Origin of the sequence: Nonomuraea sp. NPDC049421 (genome assembly GCF_040677005.1) — a bacterium.
In the GTDB taxonomy this organism is placed as follows: Bacteria; Actinomycetota; Actinomycetes; order Streptosporangiales; family Streptosporangiaceae; genus Nonomuraea; species Nonomuraea salmonea.
In genome coordinates this window covers 220,368-239,983 of sequence record NZ_JBFAQA010000001.1, presented here as the reverse complement: position 1 = coordinate 239,983, position 19,616 = coordinate 220,368, and the positions used below count along the sequence as shown (strand labels likewise).

The 19,616-nt window shown below is 69.4% G+C and carries 18 protein-coding genes; 9 read left to right on the top strand and 9 right to left on the bottom strand.

The features are described 5' to 3' along the window. Nucleotides 1-36: 36 nt before the first annotated feature. From AB0K18_RS01025 to AB0K18_RS01005, 5 genes are read right to left on the bottom strand one after another with little or no spacing between them, the layout of a single operon-like run. Nucleotides 37-1,113 (bottom strand): ABC transporter ATP-binding protein, encoded by a 1,077-nt coding sequence (locus tag AB0K18_RS01025; RefSeq protein ID WP_364908027.1) that lies wholly within the window; start codon nucleotides 1,111-1,113, stop codon nucleotides 37-39. Further along, nucleotides 1,113-2,180, bottom strand: a complete 1,068-nt coding sequence (locus AB0K18_RS01020) for an ATP-binding cassette domain-containing protein (protein WP_364908024.1) — start codon at nucleotides 2,178-2,180, stop codon at nucleotides 1,113-1,115. Before AB0K18_RS01020 ends, AB0K18_RS01025 begins: the two co-directional genes overlap by 1 nt. Next, nucleotides 2,180-3,091 (bottom strand): carbohydrate ABC transporter permease, encoded by a 912-nt coding sequence (locus AB0K18_RS01015; RefSeq protein WP_364908021.1) that lies wholly within the window; start codon nucleotides 3,089-3,091, stop codon nucleotides 2,180-2,182. Before AB0K18_RS01015 ends, AB0K18_RS01020 begins: the two co-directional genes overlap by 1 nt. Beyond that, nucleotides 3,091-4,041, bottom strand: a complete 951-nt coding sequence (locus tag AB0K18_RS01010) for a sugar ABC transporter permease (RefSeq protein WP_364908018.1) — start codon at nucleotides 4,039-4,041, stop codon at nucleotides 3,091-3,093. Before AB0K18_RS01010 ends, AB0K18_RS01015 begins: the two co-directional genes overlap by 1 nt. After that, complete coding sequence (locus AB0K18_RS01005; RefSeq protein WP_364908015.1) at nucleotides 4,038-5,426, bottom strand: extracellular solute-binding protein; 1,389 nt, start codon at nucleotides 5,424-5,426, stop codon at nucleotides 4,038-4,040. Before AB0K18_RS01005 ends, AB0K18_RS01010 begins: the two co-directional genes overlap by 4 nt. Nucleotides 5,427-5,841: 415 nt before the next feature. On the opposite strand from AB0K18_RS01005, the gene AB0K18_RS01000 reads away from it, so the two are divergent. The 5 genes from AB0K18_RS01000 (at nucleotide 5,842) to AB0K18_RS00980 (ending at nucleotide 10,815) form a co-directional block, all read left to right on the top strand. Continuing rightward, the gene (locus AB0K18_RS01000) at nucleotides 5,842-6,612 is read left to right on the top strand and encodes a GntR family transcriptional regulator (RefSeq protein ID WP_364908012.1); all 771 of its coding nucleotides are present in this window, start codon (nucleotides 5,842-5,844) and stop codon (nucleotides 6,610-6,612) included. An 86-nt stretch (nucleotides 6,613-6,698) separates the two neighbouring features. Then, on the top strand, nucleotides 6,699-7,268 hold the full coding sequence (locus AB0K18_RS00995) for a DJ-1/PfpI family protein (RefSeq protein WP_345400512.1): 570 nt from the start codon (nucleotides 6,699-6,701) through the stop codon (nucleotides 7,266-7,268). A gap of 19 nt (nucleotides 7,269-7,287) precedes the next feature. After that, nucleotides 7,288-8,109, top strand: coding sequence for an alpha/beta hydrolase (locus AB0K18_RS00990; protein ID WP_364908009.1), 822 nt, complete (start codon nucleotides 7,288-7,290; stop codon nucleotides 8,107-8,109). Between the two features lie 130 nt (nucleotides 8,110-8,239). Beyond that, a complete protein-coding gene (locus AB0K18_RS00985; RefSeq protein ID WP_364908006.1) occupies nucleotides 8,240-9,046 on the top strand; it encodes an LLM class flavin-dependent oxidoreductase in 807 nt (268 codons plus the stop codon). Between the two features lie 272 nt (nucleotides 9,047-9,318). Beyond that, nucleotides 9,319-10,815 (top strand): hypothetical protein, encoded by a 1,497-nt coding sequence (locus AB0K18_RS00980; protein ID WP_364908003.1) that lies wholly within the window; start codon nucleotides 9,319-9,321, stop codon nucleotides 10,813-10,815. A gap of 144 nt (nucleotides 10,816-10,959) precedes the next feature. On the opposite strand, the gene AB0K18_RS00975 is transcribed toward AB0K18_RS00980, so the two are convergent. Further along, entirely contained in the window at nucleotides 10,960-12,000 is a 1,041-nt protein-coding gene (locus AB0K18_RS00975; protein ID WP_364908000.1) for a hypothetical protein, read from the bottom strand. Between the two features lie 245 nt (nucleotides 12,001-12,245). Here AB0K18_RS00975 and AB0K18_RS00970 point away from each other — a divergent pair, with 245 nt between their 5' ends. Continuing rightward, a complete protein-coding gene (locus AB0K18_RS00970) occupies nucleotides 12,246-12,812 on the top strand; it encodes a hypothetical protein (RefSeq protein WP_364907997.1) in 567 nt (188 codons plus the stop codon). 91 nt (nucleotides 12,813-12,903) lie between these two features. Here AB0K18_RS00970 and AB0K18_RS00965 read toward each other — a convergent pair whose 3' ends face one another. Further along, complete coding sequence (locus AB0K18_RS00965; protein WP_364907994.1) at nucleotides 12,904-13,974, bottom strand: kelch repeat-containing protein; 1,071 nt, start codon at nucleotides 13,972-13,974, stop codon at nucleotides 12,904-12,906. 157 nt (nucleotides 13,975-14,131) lie between these two features. On the opposite strand from AB0K18_RS00965, the gene AB0K18_RS00960 reads away from it, so the two are divergent. Together AB0K18_RS00960 and AB0K18_RS00955 are read left to right on the top strand one after the other, a co-directional pair. Beyond that, on the top strand, nucleotides 14,132-15,028 hold the full coding sequence (locus tag AB0K18_RS00960; RefSeq protein WP_364907991.1) for a helix-turn-helix transcriptional regulator: 897 nt from the start codon (nucleotides 14,132-14,134) through the stop codon (nucleotides 15,026-15,028). 388 nt (nucleotides 15,029-15,416) lie between these two features. Next, complete coding sequence (locus AB0K18_RS00955; RefSeq protein WP_364907989.1) at nucleotides 15,417-16,511, top strand: hypothetical protein; 1,095 nt, start codon at nucleotides 15,417-15,419, stop codon at nucleotides 16,509-16,511. A gap of 164 nt (nucleotides 16,512-16,675) precedes the next feature. On the opposite strand, the gene AB0K18_RS00950 is transcribed toward AB0K18_RS00955, so the two are convergent. Beyond that, nucleotides 16,676-17,083, bottom strand: a complete 408-nt coding sequence (locus AB0K18_RS00950) for a DUF305 domain-containing protein (protein WP_364907986.1) — start codon at nucleotides 17,081-17,083, stop codon at nucleotides 16,676-16,678. Nucleotides 17,084-17,124: 41 nt separating this feature from the next. Continuing rightward, nucleotides 17,125-17,493, bottom strand: a complete 369-nt coding sequence (locus AB0K18_RS00945) for a hypothetical protein (protein ID WP_364907983.1) — start codon at nucleotides 17,491-17,493, stop codon at nucleotides 17,125-17,127. 237 nt (nucleotides 17,494-17,730) lie between these two features. Between AB0K18_RS00945 and AB0K18_RS00940 the strand changes: the two genes are divergently transcribed. Beyond that, nucleotides 17,731-19,326: an ATP-binding protein gene (locus tag AB0K18_RS00940; protein ID WP_364907980.1), complete on the top strand. Its 1,596-nt coding sequence runs from the start codon at nucleotides 17,731-17,733 to the stop codon at nucleotides 19,324-19,326. The last annotated feature ends 290 nt before the right edge of the window (nucleotides 19,327-19,616 follow it).

Sequence of the window (19,616 nt, the reverse complement as noted above, 5' to 3'; positions counted from 1 at the left end):
GCGCCGCCTCCTGTGATGTTCTCGGTGCGCCACCGATCACCTTCCGGCTTCGGACAGCGCCAGCCCGGTGCCCGCGTCGAACAGGTGCGCACGGTCCAGGTCGACCGTGACGAGCAGGCGCTCGCCCGGCGTACCGGTGACGGTGGTCCGTGCCTTGACCTTGAGGATCTCCTTGCCCACGCGGACGTCGACCACCGTCCGGTCGCCGAGCGGCTCGAGGCCGTAGAGCTCACCCGGCAACGACGCGTCCCCACGCCGCTCGACGGACAGGTCCTCCGCGCGCAGGCCCAGCAGCAGCGGACGGCCGTCCTCGGCCGTGGTCCAGCGGGGCCGCGGCAGCGTCCAGCCTTCCGCCCCGACCAGACGATCTCCCTCGGCGTGGCAGGCGAGCAGGCTGATCGGCGGGCTCCCGACGAATCCCGCGACCCACTGGCTGGCCGGGCGCTCGTACACCTCGGCCGGCGTTCCGACCTGTTGCACCTTCCCCTCCTTGAGCACCGCGACCTGGTCGGCCATGGACAGGGCCTCGACCTGGTCGTTGGTCACGTAGACGAAGGTCGCGCCGAGGCTGCGGTGGATGCGGGTGAGCTCGGTGCGCATCTCGACGCGGAGCTTGAGATCGAGGTTCGTCAGCGGCTCGTCCATGAGGAACGCGCGCGGGCGACGTACCAGCGCCCGGGCCAGGGCGACGCGCTGCATCTCACCGCCCGACAACTGCGCCGGACGACGCTGCAGCAGACGTTCGATGTGCAGCAGGCCCGAGATCCGCTCGACGGCGGCGGCGATCTCGCTCGCGGATCGGCGGCGTGCCCGCAGCGGCGAGGCGATGTTCTCGTACGCCGTGTGCCGCGGGTAGAGGGCGTAGTTCTGGAAGACCATGGCCAGGTCGCGTGCGGCCGGGGCGTCACCGGTCGCGTCCTTGCCGTCCAGATGCACCGACCCGGCGTCGAGCTTCTCAAGGCCGGCGATCGCTCGCAGGGTCGTCGTCTTGCCCGCCCCGGAGGGTCCGAGCACGACGAAGAACGATCCGTCCGGCACGTCCAGCGTCACCCCGTCCAGAGCCTGGACCTTGCCGAAGGACTTGTGCAGCCCGCGCACTGTCACGCTGCCCATCAGGCCACCAGCTCTTCCGTGCTCGCGTCGTAGACCACCGGGGTCCCGCCGGTGTGCCGCAGCCCGACCGGTTGGTCAGCGGCGAAACGGACGGTCGGCGGCATCCGGACCCGTACGTCCCGCCCGCCGCCGTGGTCGACCACGTAGATGATCTCGTCGCCGAGCCACTCGGCCGAGACCACGCGGGCCGGGACCGAGCGTTCCGCCCGTGGTTCGGTGACTTCCAGCGCCTCCGGCCGGACGCCTGCGACCAGGCGACGCTCGCGCGGCAGGCCCGGCGGTGGCATGAGGGCCAGTCCGCCCTGGCTGCGCAGCTTCCCGTCGGCCACCTCCACCTCGATGAGGTTCATCGGCGGGGAGCCGATGAACGCGGCGCAGAAGAGACTCGCCGGACGGTCGTAGACCTCCAGCGGCGTGCCGATCTGCTCGACGCGGCCCTTGTTGAGTATGGCGATCCTGTGGCCGAGCGACATGGCCTCGACCTGGTCGTGGGTGACGTAGACCATCGTCGTCCCCAGCTCCCCCTGCAGGTGCTTGATCTCCGTGCGCATGTCCGCCCGCAGCTCCGCGTCCAGATTGGTGAGAGGTTCGTCCATGAGGAAGGCGCGCGGTCGTCGCACCAGGGCGCGAGCGAGCGCGACGCGCTGCTGCTCCCCGCCGGACAGCCGGCGCGGCCGCCGGTCCAGGAGCGGACCGAGCCGCATCAGCCGGGCGGCCTCCTCGACCCGCTCGCGCACCTCCGCCTTGGGCAGTCCCTCGGCCCGCAGGGGGAAGGCCAGGTTGTCGCGGGTTCTCAGATGCGGGTAGAGGGCGTAGAACTGGAAGACCATGGCGATGTCGCGCTCAGCGGGCGGCAGGTCGTTGACCAGCGTGTCGCCGATCCGGATGTCGCCCGTCGTCTGCCTCTCCAGGCCGGCTATGGCCCGCAGTGTGGTCGTCTTGCCGCAGCCCGAAGGGCCGAGCATCACGAACAGCTCGCCGTCGCGGATGGACAGATCCACGTGATCGACCGCGACCGTCCCGTCCGGGTAGCGCTTGTGCAGGGCCTGCACCTCGATGCCCGCCATCAGCGTCGCACCGCCCCGAGCGTCACACCGGCGACGAGGTGCCTGCGCACCAGGTAGGCGAAGACGAGCACCGGCAGGGCGAACACCACGGAGGCGGCGGCCACCAGACCCCAGTCCACGGTGGTTCCGCCGATGAGGCCGGCGATGGCGGGTGGGGCCGTCCGCACGCTGTCGCTGGAGGTGAGGAAGATGGCGAACACGAACTCGTTCCACGAGAAGATGAGCGCGAAGACCGCCGTCGCGGCGATGCCGGGCAGGAGCAGGGGCAGGGTGAAGCGCCAGAACGCCTGCAAGCGGGTGTAGCCGTCGAGCATGGCGGCGTCCTCGTACTCGGCGGGCACCTCGTCGACGAACCCCTTCATCATCCAGATCGTGAACGGGACGTTGAACGCGGCGTAGATGAGGATCAGGCCGAGCTTGGTGTCGATGAGTCCGACCTGGCGATACATGAGGAAGATCGGGATCACGACCACCACGGGCGGCATGAAGCGCGTGGACAGGATGAAGAACAGCTGGTCCTTCTTGGCCTTCATGGCGAAGCGTGAGTAGGCCCAGGCCGCCGGCACCCCCAGCACGGTGGCCAGCGCCGTGGAGGCCCCGGCGACCACGACGGAGTTGAGGAACGAGCCGGACAGGGTCGAACGACCGCCGCCGGAGGAGACGAACACGTCTTTGAAATGGTCCAGGGTGACCTTGAAGTCGAAGAACTTGGCCGGGACGGCGTAGACGTCCCGGTTCTCCTTGATGGACGTCTCGATCATCCACAGCACAGGAAAGAGCATCACGACGGCCAGCACGGTCAGCAGCGCGACCTCCAGCACGGCGCGGCCCCGGCCGCCGAAGCGGCGCGCGGGGGGCCTGCGATCCCGGCCGGGACGTGCGGACACGGCCTCGTCGACGGAGACTGCCATCAGTCCTCCTTGAGCTTGTTCAGGTAGCGCAGGTAGAGCTGCGTGAGGACGATGACGACGAGGATCATCAGGATCCCGTACGCCGAGGCGGTTCCGGTGTTGAAGCCCAGGAAGGCGACCTTGTAGACGTGGAACGACAACGTCTCGGTGGAGACCCCCGGACCTCCGCTGGTGAGGATGTAGACGAGGTCGAACAGCCGGAACGCCTCGATGGCCCTGAACAGCACGGCGATGAGGAGCAGTGGCCACACCAGCGGAAGGGTGATGGTGCGGAACCGGAACCACTCGGACGCCCGATCGATCGAGGCGGCCTCGTACAGGTACTTGGGGACCGCGGTGAGGCCCGCGAGCGCGATGAGCATGATGAACGGCGTCCACTGCCAGGTGTCGACCAGGATCAGGGAGATCAGTGCCGTCCGCTGCCCGGTGAGCCACTCCACCTGCCCCAGGCCGAGCGAGCCGAGCATGCTGTTGATCACGCCGAACTGCGCGTCGAGCATGAACCGCCAGAACAGCCCGACCACGACCGGCGACAGCATCATCGGCACCAGGAACAGCGTGGTCAGCAGTCCTCGCCCGTGCGTGCGCCGGGAGATCAGATAGGCGATGGCGAAACCGAGCACGGTCTGCAGGGTGACCGCGCCGACCACGTAGATCAACGTCGTCAAGGCCCTCAGGTGGACCTGCTCCGAAGCCAGGATGGCGGTGTAGTTCCCGAACCCGATGAACTGGGCCGGCCCCCCGCGGGTGGCCGAGTAGTCGGTGAAGGACAGGTACAACGCCCACAGCAAGGGAAACACCGACATCGCGAGCAACAGCAGCAGCGCGGGCGAGGTGAAGGCCACGGCGAGCCCGCGATCGCTCAGGCGGCGGAACCGGCCCTGGGCAGGCGGCGTCGCGGACGCCACCTGCCCGGGGTCGTCGGTCGTCAGGGGGGCGGAGTCACTCACAGTCCGCCGCCGCCCTTCCCGCTGGCGGCGTCGAGCACGCTCTGCTGCCCCTTCGCGATGTCGTCGAGCGCCTCCTTCGGCGCCTTCGCGCCGTTGAGCGCCGCGTTCACGTTGGTGTTCTCGATGTCGACGAGGCGCGCGTACTCGGGGACGTTCCACATGTCCCGCATCCGCGGCACCGAGTCGGTGTACACCTGGTTGAACGGCGCGGCGTCGAGGAACTCGGGCGACTCCAGGGCGTCCGTACGCGATGGCACGCCGCCGGCCGCGGCCCACTTCTTCTGGATGTCGGCCTGCTCGAACCACTTCATGAAGTTCAGGGCCTCATGCTGGTTCGCCTCGGGCGAATAGGCCGACACGTGCATCCCCATGCCGCCGAGAGGCACCAGGTTCGTCTTCTGAGTCGGCAGGGTGGCGAAACCCAGCTTGTCGAGGATCTGCTCCCGCGTGGTGCCGAGCGTCGACTGCTTCGGGTCGAGCAGGCCGCCGCTCGCGGCGATCCAGTTGAACGCGATGCACGCCTTGCCCTGGGCGACCGCCGCGTTCACCTCGTCGATGAACCAGTTGCCGGAACCCTTGGCGGTCAGCGGCTTCATCTTGTTGACCAGGACGTCCATCGCCTCCTGGCCCGCGGCGTCGTTGAGGACGCCGTCGATCTTGCGCGTCTTGGGGTTCCAGAGGTTGCCGCCGTAGACGCCGTTGACCGTGTTGTAGGTGACGGCCGCGGCGTCGGAGCCGTTGGCCTGGTGGAAGGCCAGCCCGCTGACGCCGGGGTTGTCCGCCTGGCATTTCTCGGCGACTGAGATCATCTCGTCCCAGGTCTGCGGTGGCTTGTCGCCGATCAGGTCCTTACGGTAGATCATCGTCCAGGTGTCGCCGAGCAGCGGCAGTCCGTACAGGCTGGCGTTCTCGTCGCGCTTGCCGGTCTCCGCCTGGGGGAACTGGCCGTAGGCCGCCAGGAGGTACGGGTTGTAGGCGTTGACGTCGATGTTCTTCTTGACGAAGTCGGTGATGTCCAGGATGTTGCCGTTCGTCACGGCCTCGCCGATGTGCTGGGAGTCCAGGATCGGGATGTCGAAGTCGGTCTTGTGCGCGGCGAACTGGGTGAACATCGCGTCGTGCCAGTTCGCGTTCGGCACGGTCTTGACCTTGACGGTCACGTTCGGCCGCTCCTTGGCGTACTCCGCGTTCGCGAAGGTCTCCAGCGCGTGGGCGGGTGGCCAGTCGAACCAGATGAAGCTGAGGGTCAGCGGATCTTTGGTGAGCTCCGGGATGGTCGCCGGCGCCTTGGGGGCGCTGTCGTTCTGGCCGCCGCAGGCCGCCACGGTCGTGGCCACCAACATGACCGCCGTGGCCAGCCGCGCCTTTCGGCTGGGAACGGACATTCGTCCTCTTCGCTTGGGATACCGCATCTTCTCGCCTGCTTTCTGGGCGGGGACTTCTGGAGCCTTGCTGCGTGCTTCGCCGAGCGGTTGCCGGGTTGTTCAGGCGTGTCGCCGGCTGTCGCGGGGGCCGACCCGCGGACCGGAGACACGGATACGCCGCGACGTGATGGGGCTTCAAGCAGTCGAGAATTCGGTCCTCGTGCGGCCCGGTGGCGCACCGAGCAGGACGTCGAGCATGCTCATGGAAGCTCCAACTGATCGAAGCGGAGCGATGGCGGACGGTTCCCCGATAGGTGAGGGATGGCTGGCATCCGCCACCTTTCCTATACGATCCGATTGGGAGCGTCAACATCCCGCAGTATGGCGACCGATGACAACAGGTTCCCGAAGACGCGAGAAAGGACCTCACGTCACGATGGACGACGAAGCGGTGATCGCGCGGCGCCGTGAGGCCATGACGGGCGGGACGAGCGGGACCGGCGGGACGGGCGGGACGCCGCCGCGAAGATCTCGCGGCCGGCTCGCCGACGAGGTGTACGACACGTTGCTCGGACAGATGATGTCGCTACGGATAGAGCCTGGCTCCCGCGTCACGATCGATGTCCTGGCGCGAGAGCTGGGGGTCTCACAGACGCCGATCCGAGACGCCCTGAACCGCATGGAGGCCGAGGGCCTGGTCGTACGAGTGCCCCATGCCGGCTATCGCATCCCCCCGCAGATCACCCGTCACCGATTCGAGGACATGCTCGAGGTCCGCCTGCTCCTCGAGCCGGCCGCGGCGCGCAGATCCGCAGAACGCGCATCCTCGGAGCAGGTGGCCGGCATGCGACGGATGCTGGAGGACATGGAGGAGCTGGAGGGGGGCAAGGGACCCATGGCCTACGGCGCCTTCGGGCTGCGCGACGCCGCTTTTCACGATCTCGTCGCCCTGAGCGCGGAGAACCAGGTCATCCGCGAGGCACTCGCTCGCCTGCACACGCACGTGCACCTCTTCCGGCTGCACCGCGACGCCCAGGTCACTCACCTGGCCATGGCCGAGCACGAAGAGGTGCTGGCCGCGATCGCCGCGCGTGACCCCGACGCCGCCGCCTACGCCATGCGCCGGCACATCCTGCGGTCCGGCGAGCGGTTCCGGCGGTTGTTCGACGAGGCCGAGGGCGCGGACGGAAAGGCGATGGAGGCTTGACGGGCGGGCCGGGCCGAGGAATGCTGACTCAATCCGATCGGATCGGATTGGATCCACCTCACCGCCCCGGATGCGAGGAGAAGCAGGTGCCCAGAGCGCTGCTCCTGACCGGCGACGCCGCCGAGGAGCTCGACACCATGTATCCCTACTATCGCGTGCAGGAGGGCGGCTGGGACGTCGACGTCTCGTCACGGACGATGCGCGACGTTCAGCTGGTCATCCACGAGTTCGATCCCAACTCCGACGCCTACGTGGAGAAGAACGGCCGGAAGCTGCCGGTGGACGTGCCCTGGGCCGAGGTCGACGTCGAGCGCTATGACGCCCTCATCATCCCTGGAGGACGTGCTCCCGAGTGGATCCGGGTCGACGCCGACGTCAGGCGCATCACCGAGCACTTCTTCGCGCGCAACCTCCCGATCGCGCTGGTGTGCCACGGCGCGCAGGTGCCGGCCGTGTACGGGCTGCTGAAAGGGCGGAAGACGGCGTGCTTCCCGCCCATCACCGGTGACATGGAGAACGCGGGGGCGACGGTCATCGACGCTCCCGACGTCGTGGACGGCAACCTCGTCTCCTGCCGGGGATGGCCTGACATGCCGCAGTTCGGCAGGGCGATGATGGAGGTCTTCTCGAAGTCCCTCAATTCCGCATCGTCATGAGCACGCCCGGCCCGTCCCGGTGACGGCACTCCGGACCGTCACGGTCGACGGCTCCCCCGTCCACGTCCTGGAGAGCGGCACCGGGCCCGCGGTGCTGATGCTGCACGGCTCCGGACCCGGTACGACCGGACCCGGCGCCTGGGCGACGACGGCACAGGCGCTGGGCACGTCCTGGCACCTGGTGGCCCCTGACCAGGCGGGGTTCGGCCGCACGCCGATCCCGGCGGGCTCCAGGGGTGGGCTCCGGCTGTGGACGGAGCAGGCCGCGGGCCTGATGGACGCTCTCGGCGCCGAGCGCTACGCCGTGGTGGGCCACTCCATGGGCGGCGCCGTGGCGCTGGCGCTGGCGGCCGCGCGTCCCCGGCAGGTCACCCGTGTCGTGGCGGTCTCGACGATGGGCGCCCCCGGGGCGCCGCTGTCCGCCGAACTCGACGCGGTCTGGGCCGCCGCCCCCGACCCGATCGGGGCACGAGACATGCTGAGTCGCCTCGTCCTCGACCAAGCGCTCGTGACCGAGTCGGCCGTCGCCGCCCGTGCCGCCGCGATGCGAGCGGGGGCGGCCGCGTACACGTCGTTGTTCCCTCCACCCAGGGCACGCTGGGCCGACGACCTCACCCTCTCGGCGCGAACGCTGGCCGGGATCCGCGCGCCCGTGCTGCTCGTCCACGGCGCCGAGGACCGGGTCACCCCGCTCGGGACGGCGGCCCTGCCCCTGCTCGACCACCTCGCCGACGTCCGTCTGCACGTGTTCGGCCGGTGCGGGCACGTGCCGGCGCTCGAGCACCCGCACGACTTCAGGCGACTCCTGTCATGCTTCCTCGGCCGGGACCGAGCTTCCTGACCGCTGCGGCAGCAGCAGATCCGACGGGCTTGAACGGGGAGATCTGTGCCCCGTTCAAGCCCTGATCCCACGAGACGCTGTGGCCGAGGCCGGCGGCGGAAGTGTCGGTGGCGGGTGCTTGGGTGGGGGCATGCGTTACGGCATCGACGTCGCGATCCTCGGTGAGCTCGCGGAGCCGGCGCGGCTGGTCGCTCTCGCCCGCGAGGCTGAGGCGGCCGGGTGGGACGCCGTGCTGGTGTGGGATCATCTGGCCTTCGCCTGGGGCACGCCGTCGGCGGATCCGTGGGTGGCGCTGGCCGCCGCGGCCCAGGCGACCTCGCGGATCAGGCTGGGCACGGCGGTGACGGCCGTGGCCCGGCATCGGCCGGAGGTCCTGGCCCAGACCGTGGCGACGCTCGACAGGCTGAGCGGTGGCCGCGTGATCTTGGGGGCCGGGCTGGGTGGCGTGCGGGAGGAGTTCACCGCGTTCGGTTCGGCGCGTCCTGGTGGGGCGGTGCTCGATGAGGCGCTCGACGTGATGTCCTCGCTCTGGTCCGGTGACGAGGTTCGGCATCGGGGCGCTCATCACACGGTGGACGGGGTGCGGCTCGCGCCGTTGCCACTCCAGCGGCCCCGGGTCCCGATCTGGGTCGGCGGCACGGCCGCGGGCGCGCTCCGGCGGGCCGCCCGCTGGGACGGCTGGATCGTCGCCGGCGACGACCAGGAAGGCCGGATGACGCTCTCGCCCGGCTCCCTGGCCGCTCAGGTCGCCGCGCTGCGCCGGCACCGGGCCACCGCCGACGATCTCGACGTGGCGGTCATCGGAGTGAGCGAGCCGGGCTCGCCGGTACGGGCCTACGCCGAGGCGGGCGCCACGTGGTGGCTGGAACACCTCCACGGTTACCGGGGCTCGGTGGAACGGCTGACGCAGCGCGTGAAGGCGGGCCCGCCCGGGTGACGCACCTGCCGGAAGATCGTGGGGAGCGTCTTCTCCTGGGCGGTTCTGGACGGTGATGATCAGGCGTGCGAACATACGTTCGACAATCGCTTCTCCTGAACGGAGTGCATGTGCGCTTCTCAAGCAATGGCCGTACTCCCCTCTCCCACCGATTAGGCGCCCTGGCTGGGTCGTTGCTCCTGGCGGCGGGTCTGGTCGCCGGTCAGGCGTCTGCCGTCTCGGCCGCCGATATCGTCATCGACCTCGGAGTTGACGCCGGCAGGGGTGGTGACGTGGTGGGGCACACCGGCAAGATCTTCGTGGCCGCCGACGATCGGATCGTGGTCACCGACAGCGGCGGTACGCTCATCGACACCATCGGCGGCCTGGCCGGTGCCGTGGCTCTGTCCGTGGCGGACAACGGCAGGCGGGTGTACGCGGCGCTGCGCGACTCGCATGAGGTGATCGAGGTCGACATCGCGACGCTCGCCATCACCAAGCGGGTCGACCTCGCCGCCTACCCGTGCCCGTCCACGCTGGCCCAGTCGTACGAGCGGATCTGGGTCGGATACGGGTGCGGCCAGGCGGGGCAGGGAGGCGTCGTCGCCCTTGAGCTGTGGCGGCCGACGCCCGCCCTCGTGCCGATCGGGACGGGCACGACGCAGCCTCCGCTCCTCGCCGTCAAAGGCAACACGTTGCTGGCGGGCGAGCCGGGCGCCGGTCCCGCCTCGATCAAGGTGTACGACGTCAGCGCCGACGTGGCCACCACGCGCGGCGAGATCCGCGCGGACACGTCCCTGCGGGATCTCGCTGTCGCCCACTACGGGGATACGGCCCTGTCGGCGCCGGTCGACAGTGACCGGTTCGACGCCTGGGACACGACGACCAACGCCAGGACGCGCGCCTACGACAGGCCGGGCGAGCAGGGCGCCCCTGCCGCCGTCTCGGCCAGCCCGGACGACGACTACGTCGTGGGCGGCTGGAACAGGGGCGACGCGGCGGAGCTCGTGGTGTACGACCAGGGCACGTCGGAGGTGATCTACTCGGCCGAGCACGAGGGGAAGGCGCTGGTGCCGGGCAGCATCGCCTTCTACGGCGTCCTCACCTACGCGACGCTGAAGGACCCTGACACCGGGCGGCTGCACCTCTGGCGGCTGCCGCATTCCCCGTACCACGCCTCCGCCCTGACCATGACGGCTCCCGACGAGCCGGCCGCCCTCAAGGAGCTGACCTTCAGCGGGCGGCTCACGCTGAGCACCGGCGCGACGCCCGGCGTACAGACGCTGCACCTGTACAGCTGGCTCCCCGACGGCACCTCGCGGCCCTTCCGGGAGGTCACCACGGAGGCGGACGGCACGTACCGGTTCACCGACACCGTGCCGAAATCGGGGTCGTACGAGTATCGGCTGTCCTGGCCGGGCAACTCATGGTTCAACAGCAGCTGGGACACGGCCGTCGTCGAGGCGGGCCGGTACCGGCCGATGCTCAGGGTGACCGGCCCGAAGACGGGCGTCGTCGGTGAGCGGCTCGAATTCAGCGGCACGTTCGCCGCCGACGGCATCACGTTCCCGCGCACCATCGTCACCGTCGTCCGTCACGTCTCCAACTCCGACGGCACGACCTCGAAAGGCGTGGCCAAGATGACCGCCGCCGCCGACGGGTCGTTCGGCTTCGCCGACACGCCGGCGACGGCCGGCAAGTACACGTACGTCATCCAGCTTGTGGGGAACTCGACGGTCGAATCGGCGAAGACCTCCCATGTGGTCCTCGCCTCCCAGCCACCCGCGTAACCCGCCGACCGGGTGACGGCGATCCGAATCGCCGTCACGTCGTCGCCGAGCGGGTCAGGGCGCGCGCCGAGATGGGCGGCGTGGTCCAGCGCGGCGAAGCGGCCGGTGGCCGGAGGAGTCTCGCCTCCGGGTCACCTCGGGCGTTCAGGACAGGGTCGGGCCGGCGCAGCGGGTCACGAGGTTGGGGACCTTGTGGGCGTTGTCGGCCTTGTAGGGGTACGGCGGTTGCGTGAACGGGGTGACGCCGCCGCCGGTGCCGCCCGCGCCGGTGTCCCGCAGGCCGGTGGTCTGGTCGTAGACGTTGCCGCGCGCGGTGATGTACGACGGCCGCACGTACATGAACTGGTGCGGGTTGTTGGTCTTCCTGAAGTAGTTGTTCTCGATCAGCACCGAGGCGAGCGCGCCGGCGCCCACGGCGTAATTGTTGTCGACGGTCGTGTAGTAGTTGTTGAAGACGTGCCCCTTGCCGAAGAGGACGCGCGGCATGCGCTGGTCGACCAGGTCGGCGAACCAGTTGTGGTGGTAGGTGACGTTCAGCTTCCCCGCGTCGATCTCGTCGTCGTTGGCGTCGGATCCGTTCAGGGTGGCCAGGCGGTGCGGGTGGGACGGGTCGGTGTACCAGAACTTCACCCAGGAGACCGTGATGAGGTCCGAGCCCTTGGTGAGGTCGAGCAGCCCGTCGCCGGCGTCCCAGATGTTGAGGTGGTCGAACCACAGGTGGTGGGCGCCGCGGGCGGAGATCGTGTCGTCCGGCCCTGACTCGGGCCAGAAGCCCTCGAAGTTCAGGTTCCTGACGATGATGTTGCTGCTGCCGGGGGCGATGTTGATGCCGCCGTGGATGGTGGCGTTCTCGTCGGCGCCGATGAGGGTCTTGTTGCTGGCGATGTCGACGGCGTACGAACCGGTGGTGATTTTTCCGGAGATGCGCAGCACCCGTGGCGTCGCGTCACCGCCGTACCGCTCCAGCTCCTCCAGCGTGGTGATGGTCTGGGGCGTCGCGTTTCCGCCGCCCGTCGTCGTGCTCAAGCCGTAGCCGGGGACCGTTCCCCATCCGACGAGACGGTCGTCACAGGGGGCGGCCGACGCCGCGCTCTGGCTGGTCGCGACGATGGTGGTGGCGAGGAGCAATGTCGCGGCGGCGGCTTTGGGCGTGGCGGCCTTGCGGAGGCTGGTCAGCGGTTTCATGGGGGGTTCCCTTCAAGGGGCCGGACGGGGGTCGCCGGAGCGCGTGAGGGCAGGCGGAAATATCAGGAAATGACGGGCAGCCTGCATTCCTTGGCATTTCCCGATTGGAGCGGCGGAATAAATATTCATGCCTGAGTGTTCATATCGCCACGTTACGGTCGGACCGAAGTGCTGTCAATGACCCTCTGGTAACGCCGATCATGGGTGGGTAGCGTGACCGGTGACCTGAGGCGGTGGTGGCCCCTGTGCAGCAGATCCCGGACGAAGACGTGACCCGCGCGCTCATCGTGAGCGGCCACCTCGTCGACGCCCCCGGCAGGAACCCGCCGCGCTTCCCCCAGGCGCTGGTCGGCGCGGTGACCGCCGCCATGAGCGCCGCCTTCGACGCCTGGCACGTCGGCCCGCGCACCACCGTGATCTGCGGCGGCGCACGCGGCGCGGACATCATCGGCGCCGAACAGGCCCTGCTCCGCGGCGCCTCGGTACGCCTGTGCCTGGCGCTGCCGCCTGAAGGTTTCGCCCGCCGGTCGGTGGACCTGGAGGGCACCGACTGGCACGAACGCTTCGAGCGGCTGTGCCGGCGCGCCCGCGTCGCCGTACTGCCCGGGGAGCCGGGCCGCGGTGACGAGGTGTTCGCGCGTACGAACGAGTGGATGGTACGGCTGGCACGCGCCCTCGACCCCGAGCCGCGCGCGGTCGTCGTCTGGGACGGCCGGCCCGGCGACGGCGCCGGCGGCACCTCCGACCTGGTCCGTCTGCTCGGTCACGACCCCGGCCCCGAACGCCTGCACGTCATCGACCCGCGCCCCTGACGGCCCCCGTCGTACCGCGCACGCCCGCGGCGACTACTGGCGATCCCCCTGGGGGTGGTGGCCCTCCTGTCCCGCCAGGCCGTCTTTCCGGCTACGAGGCCGCCGGGCGGTAGACGTCATTGACGTCCACGGGGGCCGCGCCGGCCGCCGTGCCGCCGCCCGGGATGTAGATCGTGCCGCCCACCGCAACGGCGGCGGTGCCGTGCCGGGGCACCGGCATCGGCGCCAGGCGCACCCAGCGGTCGTGCGCCGTGTCGTACGCCTCGGTCTCGGAGAAGACCGTGTTCGGGTTCGTCCCGTCGTGCCGTCCCTCGCCGCCGAACGTGTAGATCTTGCCATCTACGGCCGCGGCGGCGATCCCGCCCCGGGCCGTCGGCATCGGCGCCCGCTCCGACCAGCGGCGCGCCCGCAGGTCGAGCGCGTACACGGTGTCGCGCACGTTGACCTGGCCCCGGTCGCGACCGCCGAGCACGTAGAAGGTCGAGCCGATGACGGCGCCGCCGACGTGGTCGCGCGCCTGCGGAAGGCTCGGCAGCCGCTCCCACCGGCCGGTCGCGACGTCGTACGACGACACGAGGTCCACCGTGTCCTGCAAGCCGCCGGGGCCGGGCGTCAGCGTGCGCATGCCACCCGCCAGATAGATCTTCGTCCCGCGCACGCCCATGGCGGCGCTGCCCCGTTCGATACCGGCGGGCATCGGCGGCAGCGGCGTCCACCTGTCGGTACGCGGGTCGTACACGAAGCTGTCCCGCAGTGCCTGCCACGACGCGCCGCCGGACAGCCCGCCGAGCACGTAGATCCGGCCGCCGACGGTCGCCACGTTGGGATGGTTCATCGGGACGGGCAGCGGGGCCGCCGTCAACCAGGTGTCGCGCCGGGTGTCATAAACCTCCATCCGCCCGGTGGTCTCGACGCCGCCGGCCGCGTCAGGGATGATGCCGCCGATGAGGTACACCCGGTGGCCGACCGCGGCGACGCTGTGCTCCTGGCGGGGCCCCTTGCCGATCGCCGCCCGCGGCCGCCACCCCTTCCCGTAGACCGGCTCGACGGCGGGAACCGTCGCGGTCGCCGTGGGCGTCGGGTGGTCGGGGTGCGCGTGAGCGGGCAGGGCGGGGCTCGCCGCGAGGACCGCGCCGAGGAGCAGGGCGATACCACGTCTCATGATGCCTCCTAGCCTTCGTCGGTGCTCGGGCCGTCGGGCCACGAACGCCTTGGGTCCCGTTCACGCTCGCCTGCCACCCGGCCGCGGGCCAGGGCTGCGTTCACCCAGGGGTTGTCAGCCCCTGGCTACGGCCACCGCCGGAGGTCACGATGGAGAGGTGAACCTCCGCGAACTCGCCGCGTTCCTGAAGACCTGCCGCGCCCGCGTACGTCCGGCGGACGTCGGCCTGCCCGCCGGCACCCGGCGCCGGGTGCCCGGGCTGCGCCGGGAGGAGGTCGCACAGCTCGCGGGTCTGTCAGCGGACTACTACACCGAGCTCGAACGCGGGCGGGGCGCCCAGCCGTCGGCCCAGACGCTGGCCGCGCTCGCCCGCGCGCTGCGGCTGGCGGGCGACGAGCGCGATCACTTGTTCCATCTCGCGGAACGGCCCGTCCCGGCGTCGCACGGCACGACCACGCACGTCCAGACGTCCATGCTGGCCATGCTGGACCGGCTCGCCACGACGCCCGCGATGATCATCACCGACCTGCACGCGACCCTCGTCCAGAACGACCTGGCCGCCGCGCTGATCGGCCGACACCCGTACCGGCAGGGCCCGAAGGCCAGCTACGTCTACCGCTGGTTCACCGACCCCGCCGCCCGCGCCCTCTATCCGCCGGAGGAGCACCCGCACCATTCGCGGGTCTTCGTCTCCGACCTGCGAGCGGTCGCCGCCCGCCGCGGCCGCGACCCGCACGTGGCGCAGATGGTCGCCGCGCTGCGGCGGCGCAGCGCCGAATTCGCCGCCCTATGGGACGCCCATGACGTGGCGCTGCGCCGCGCCGACCACAAGCGCCTGGTCCACCCGGTGCTGGGGATCATCGAGGTGGACTGCCACAGCCTCTTCAGCGAGGACGGCCGCCAGCGTCTGCTGTGGTTCACCGCACCACCCGGCAGCCGAGGGGCGGCCCAGCTGGAGCTGCTGTCGGTCATCGGCACCCAGGACATGAGCCCGGAGGGCGTGCACGTCAGTGATCCGGACGTGAACACGGACGCTTCGACCAGGCTCACATGACGCGGCGGCGATCGCGTACGCACGCCGCAGGAAGTCCTCGTCACCGATCACCAGCACGTGGTGCCGGGCGGCGACCGCCCAGATGATCTGGTCCCACCACTGGTCGTCCTGCTGAACGAGCGTGTCACCGGCCACCGCGAGAAGGGTGTCGCGGGCAGTCTCCGGAGACAGGAGGCTGGCCGCGTACGCGGGCGGATGAGGCATGCCGGGACGGTACTCGCTGGCGACAGGATTTATGCCGCGTACGTGAGCAAAACCGCTGATCAGCGACGCAGAACAATGGCGAAAAAGGCTTCGCCTGAGCGGCCGATCCAGCATCCTGGGCGTGTCCAGAACTGCCGTGAGCAGAGCTCTTTCTCTGGCCCCCTTTCTCTTTGAAGAGGTATCCGTGACTCGGTATGCCATCGACCGTGCCCACAACACGCTGCTCGCCCTGTGGAGCACCGGCATCGGCGACACCGCCATCATCGTGGCCCGGCTCACCCACGACCAGCTTCCCCACAACACCCGCGAGCTCGCCGGTGCGCTGACCCGCCTGTCCCACGTCTGCTGGCGCTCCTACACGCACCCCGCCAGCGCCGCCGACCGGCACAACCCCAGCAGCCTCGGCTGGCATCGGCAACAGGAACGCGACGCCTTCGCCAAGGTCCTCCCCCTGATCACCGCTTCCCGGCCCACCGACCGGCCGATCAGTACCAAGGTCGAGCACGCCGCCCATGACCTCGCCCGCGCCCTACGCGTACTCGACACGTCTCAGCTCACGACGCATGTCACCACAGACGTCGCCGCCGAACTCGCCGCCATCGAACAAGCCGAACGCGGCGACCTGTCCGACCGTGCCCAGCAGGCCGTCACCCTCAGCCGTGAGGACGCCTCACCCCTGCAGATCTCGCAGGCGGACCGCCTGCTCCGCGACAACCCCTTCGGTAATCAGGACCTCCTCACCCAGGTCGACCCCACCGCGGCCACCATCGCCGCCGCCCACTGGTTTCACGCCGCACTCAACGTCACCGCCCTGCGCACTGGCATGCACCCGATGCACGTGGTAGCCAGCGCCGAGCAGCCCGACAAACCGCTGGCCTTGGAAAGCCTCACCGACATCGCCACCGCCATGAACCTGGGCGCCCGCGCCAGGCATGTCATCATGCCCCTCATCCGCAATGCACTCAACGTCGCCGACGGCCACCTGCTCGGCATCCTCGAAGTGCAGGACCGCATCACGGCCGCCCAGCAGCTCATCGACAGGGTCCAGGCCGATCAGGCCAAGCTCGATCTCAGCCCGGACACCATCTACCTGCCCCTCACCTCACTCCACCCCGCTCGCCCCGCCCCCGACCTCCTTGACAACCTGCTCCACGGCATCAACACCTGCTGGCAGCTCTACCAGCGCCACACCCAGAACCCCCACTCACAGGAAGCCCGTCAGACCTTCGTCACCGCGCTCCGCGAAGAAGCAGCGACCAGACCCGAAAGACTCCTGTAGCGGGCCACCGACGTGTCACTGCTCAAGCTGCCGATGCGGTTTTCGATGGTGCGCTGCTGAGTACAGGACGTCGATGGCGTAGAGGCAGCGACCACGGTTGCGCCTACGCCGTCCCGCGACGAGTCATGCCGTCCTGATAGCGCGAGCCACGAGTGGAGCGGCGCTCAGTCCGGCCCGGGCGGCCCCGGTGTCATGCCGGGCATGCCCGGGCCTGCCGGGAAGCAGGGTGGATTCTGCTCACCGAACCACTGGGCCAGGTACCGCCGCATTGTCCGCACCTCCGCCCACTGGTCGTCGCGCACCTTGCGGGCGAAGCCGGCGACCTCGGCATGCTGCGCCTCACCATGCATGAGGAGCTGCTGCGACATCATGATCGCCATCATGTGGTGCGGGATCATGTGCCGCAGGAACGTCTGGTCGAGCTGATCCCCGGAAAGCCCTGACAGGTCCGGCATCGTGGTTTCGCGCGGGCTCGGTGCCGGGCTTCTCGGATACCACCGCTCCAGCCGGCCCTTCATCTCGCCGACCTCGGCGGTCTGCGTCGTGACGATGGACTGCCCGAGCTGTCGCATTACCCGGGCCCGCATCCTTCACTTATTCGCCATATCGACCGTTATCGACTACCCGGTCCAGGCAAATCCTCTCGTGACGGCCGCAGGTATTCGTACCCGGCCGAGGAGGTCGAAATGATCACCTTGTCCGCACGTGTACTCATCACCGGCGCTTTCACCATCGCACTGAGCACGCCCATGGGCGCCGCGTCCGCCTCACCGGTGGACCCACCCAGCCCACAGACCCAAAAGGATCTCGACCAGTCGATGCGCGGCAGTCCATCAGCAGCGGCGAGACGCTGGCGGACACGGTCGGGGAGAACGACCTCCTCCACGACGAACTCGTTGACCGGTCGACGCTCGCAGCGGTGCATGGCGGCGACCTCGTCGCTGAACGCCGCGAGGTCCTCGATCTCGCACCGCTCGCCCATTCTCGGCGCGATGAGCACTGCGATCGCCGAGACGAGGAAACCGTGAAGGCGATTCTGAGGCTTTCCCGTACCACTGCGTCGCTTCCTGAAGCGCCGCACCGTCGGCGGGTTCCGGCTCGATGCCCTGCACCTCGCCTGAACCCGGCCTTCGGCGATCTGCCCGAGCCGGTTCAAGCCGGCCGAGGCATGCCTGAGGACCTTCGAGTCCTCACATCAGAACGGTGGCAGGATGTGACCATGCCGCCACCCCGAGCGAGGTACTTCAACACGACCGGTCCCTGCGATCCGCAGCGCCACTACATGCTGCCCCCCGCACCGCGGCTTCCTGAGGCACGGGCGCTCATCGAGGTGGACCGCTACTTCGTCCTGCACGCCCCCCGGCAGACCGGAAAAACCACCGTCCTGGACGCTTTGGCCTCCGACCTGACCGCCGAGGGCGACACCGCCGCATTGATGTTCTCCTGCGAGCGCGCCAAAGCGGCCGGCGACGACGTCGCCTGGGCTGAGGCGCTTCTGCTGGATTCCCTCCGCGAGGCCGCTGATCTGTCGGGCTGGCCGAAGAAGCTGCTACCGCCGCGTTCCTGGCCGAAGGCCACGCCGGGTAGCCGGTTCGGTGCGGCGCTGCGTGAGTGGTGCCGACGCTGCCCGCGCCGGGTGGTGCTGTTCCTCGACGAGATCGACGCCCTGCAGGGCAACAGCCTGGCCAGCATCCTCGGCCAGCTCCGCGACGGGCACAACAGGCGATCGAAGGGCTATCCGTTCCCCTCGTCGGTGGTGCTGTGCGGGTTGCGCAACCTGCGGGACTACAAGGTCGCCTCCGGCGGCGCCCCCGGCCGGTTCAACGCGGCCAGCCCGTTCAACATCCTCGCTGACTCGCTGCGCCTGGGCGACTTCACCGCCGACCAGATCGCCGAACTCTACGACCAGCACACCCAGGCCACCGGCCAGGAGTTCACCAAGGACGCGGTGGACCGCGTCTTCGAGCTCACCCAGGGACAACCGTGGCTGGTCAACGCCCTCGCCCATGAGATCACCTTCAAGATGGGGGTGACCAGGACAATCGGCGACCGGCAGGTGGAGGACGCGAAAGAGCGGTTGATCCGGGCGCGCGCCATCCACCTGGACTCTCTGGCGGCCCGGCTGTACGAGCCTCGGGTCAAGCGGGTGATGGAGCCGATCGTGGCCGGCGGCCCCTACACCGACCGCGGCAACTCCGAGGACCTGTCCTACGCCCGCGATCTGGGCCTGATCACGCAACAACCTCCGCCACAGGTGGCCAACCCGATCTATCGGGAGGTCATCCTGCGCGTGTTGGGCGACCTCACGGAGCAGAACATCCACGCCGACCCGCACAGCTTCGTGCTCCCCGACGGCCGGTTCGACCTGCCACGCCTGCTGGAGGAGTTCGTCGTGTTCTGGCGTGAGCACGGCGAAGTCCTCATCCAGCAGGAGGGCTACCACGAGGCCGCGTGTCAGATCATCCTCATGGCCTTCCTGCACCGCCTGGTCAACGGCGGCGGCTACCTCGACCGCGAGTACGCCGCCGGCACCAAACGCCTGGACGTGCTCGTTCGCTGGCCGTACAGCGGCCCAGACGGCGAACGATTGATGCAACGCGAAGCCATGGAACTCAAGGTGTGGCGGCCAGGCGCGGACGACCCGAAGCCCGAGGGCCTGGCCCAGCTCGACCGCTACCTCGACCGCCTCACCCTCGCCACCGGCGTCCTGGTCATCTTCGACCGCCGTCCCGAGGCCCCGCCCTGGCAGGAACGCGGCGGCTTCGACCAAGCCACCACCCCGTCCGGCCGCCAGGTCACCGTCCTGCGCGTGTGACAGCTGCCCGAGTTTCGAGCAGAACCGATTCTGCTACTCGAACGATGTGCTGGTTTCCGGCCCACAGGATTGATTCATTCGGTCGCAAGCCTCTGAGCAAATCGATCTTGTCTTTGCCACCATTCCGTCTCTTCGGAGAACGGCACATGTTGGCATGGTGGAAAAAGTCGACAAGGTCCGGAATCCGGGACACGCCGAGACACCCCACCGTGGAAGCTGGAGCAAATAAGGCATATCCAAGGTGCGATGCATCTTAGCTCCGGAGGTATGGCTATTCGGTGCTTAGATGC

Excerpts from the sequence above, each read along its gene's own strand:
- AB0K18_RS00950 (WP_364907986.1), bottom strand. The coding sequence starts at position 17,083 with ATGCGACAGCTCGGGCAGTCCATCGTCACGACGCAGACCGCCGAGGTC.
- AB0K18_RS01025 (WP_364908027.1), bottom strand. The coding sequence starts at position 1,113 with ATGGGCAGCGTGACAGTGCGCGGGCTGCACAAGTCCTTCGGCAAGGTC.
- AB0K18_RS00985 (WP_364908006.1), top strand. The coding sequence starts at position 8,240 with ATGCGTTACGGCATCGACGTCGCGATCCTCGGTGAGCTCGCGGAGCCG.
- AB0K18_RS01000 (WP_364908012.1), top strand. The coding sequence starts at position 5,842 with ATGGACGACGAAGCGGTGATCGCGCGGCGCCGTGAGGCCATGACGGGC.
- AB0K18_RS01015 (WP_364908021.1), bottom strand. The coding sequence starts at position 3,091 with ATGGCAGTCTCCGTCGACGAGGCCGTGTCCGCACGTCCCGGCCGGGAT.
- AB0K18_RS00965 (WP_364907994.1), bottom strand. The coding sequence starts at position 13,974 with ATGAGACGTGGTATCGCCCTGCTCCTCGGCGCGGTCCTCGCGGCGAGC.
- AB0K18_RS00940 (WP_364907980.1), top strand. The coding sequence starts at position 17,731 with ATGCCGCCACCCCGAGCGAGGTACTTCAACACGACCGGTCCCTGCGAT.
- AB0K18_RS00975 (WP_364908000.1), bottom strand. The coding sequence starts at position 12,000 with ATGAAACCGCTGACCAGCCTCCGCAAGGCCGCCACGCCCAAAGCCGCC.
- AB0K18_RS00945 (WP_364907983.1), bottom strand. The coding sequence starts at position 17,493 with ATGGGCGAGCGGTGCGAGATCGAGGACCTCGCGGCGTTCAGCGACGAG.
- AB0K18_RS01005 (WP_364908015.1), bottom strand. The coding sequence starts at position 5,426 with ATGTCCGTTCCCAGCCGAAAGGCGCGGCTGGCCACGGCGGTCATGTTG.
- AB0K18_RS01020 (WP_364908024.1), bottom strand. The coding sequence starts at position 2,180 with ATGGCGGGCATCGAGGTGCAGGCCCTGCACAAGCGCTACCCGGACGGG.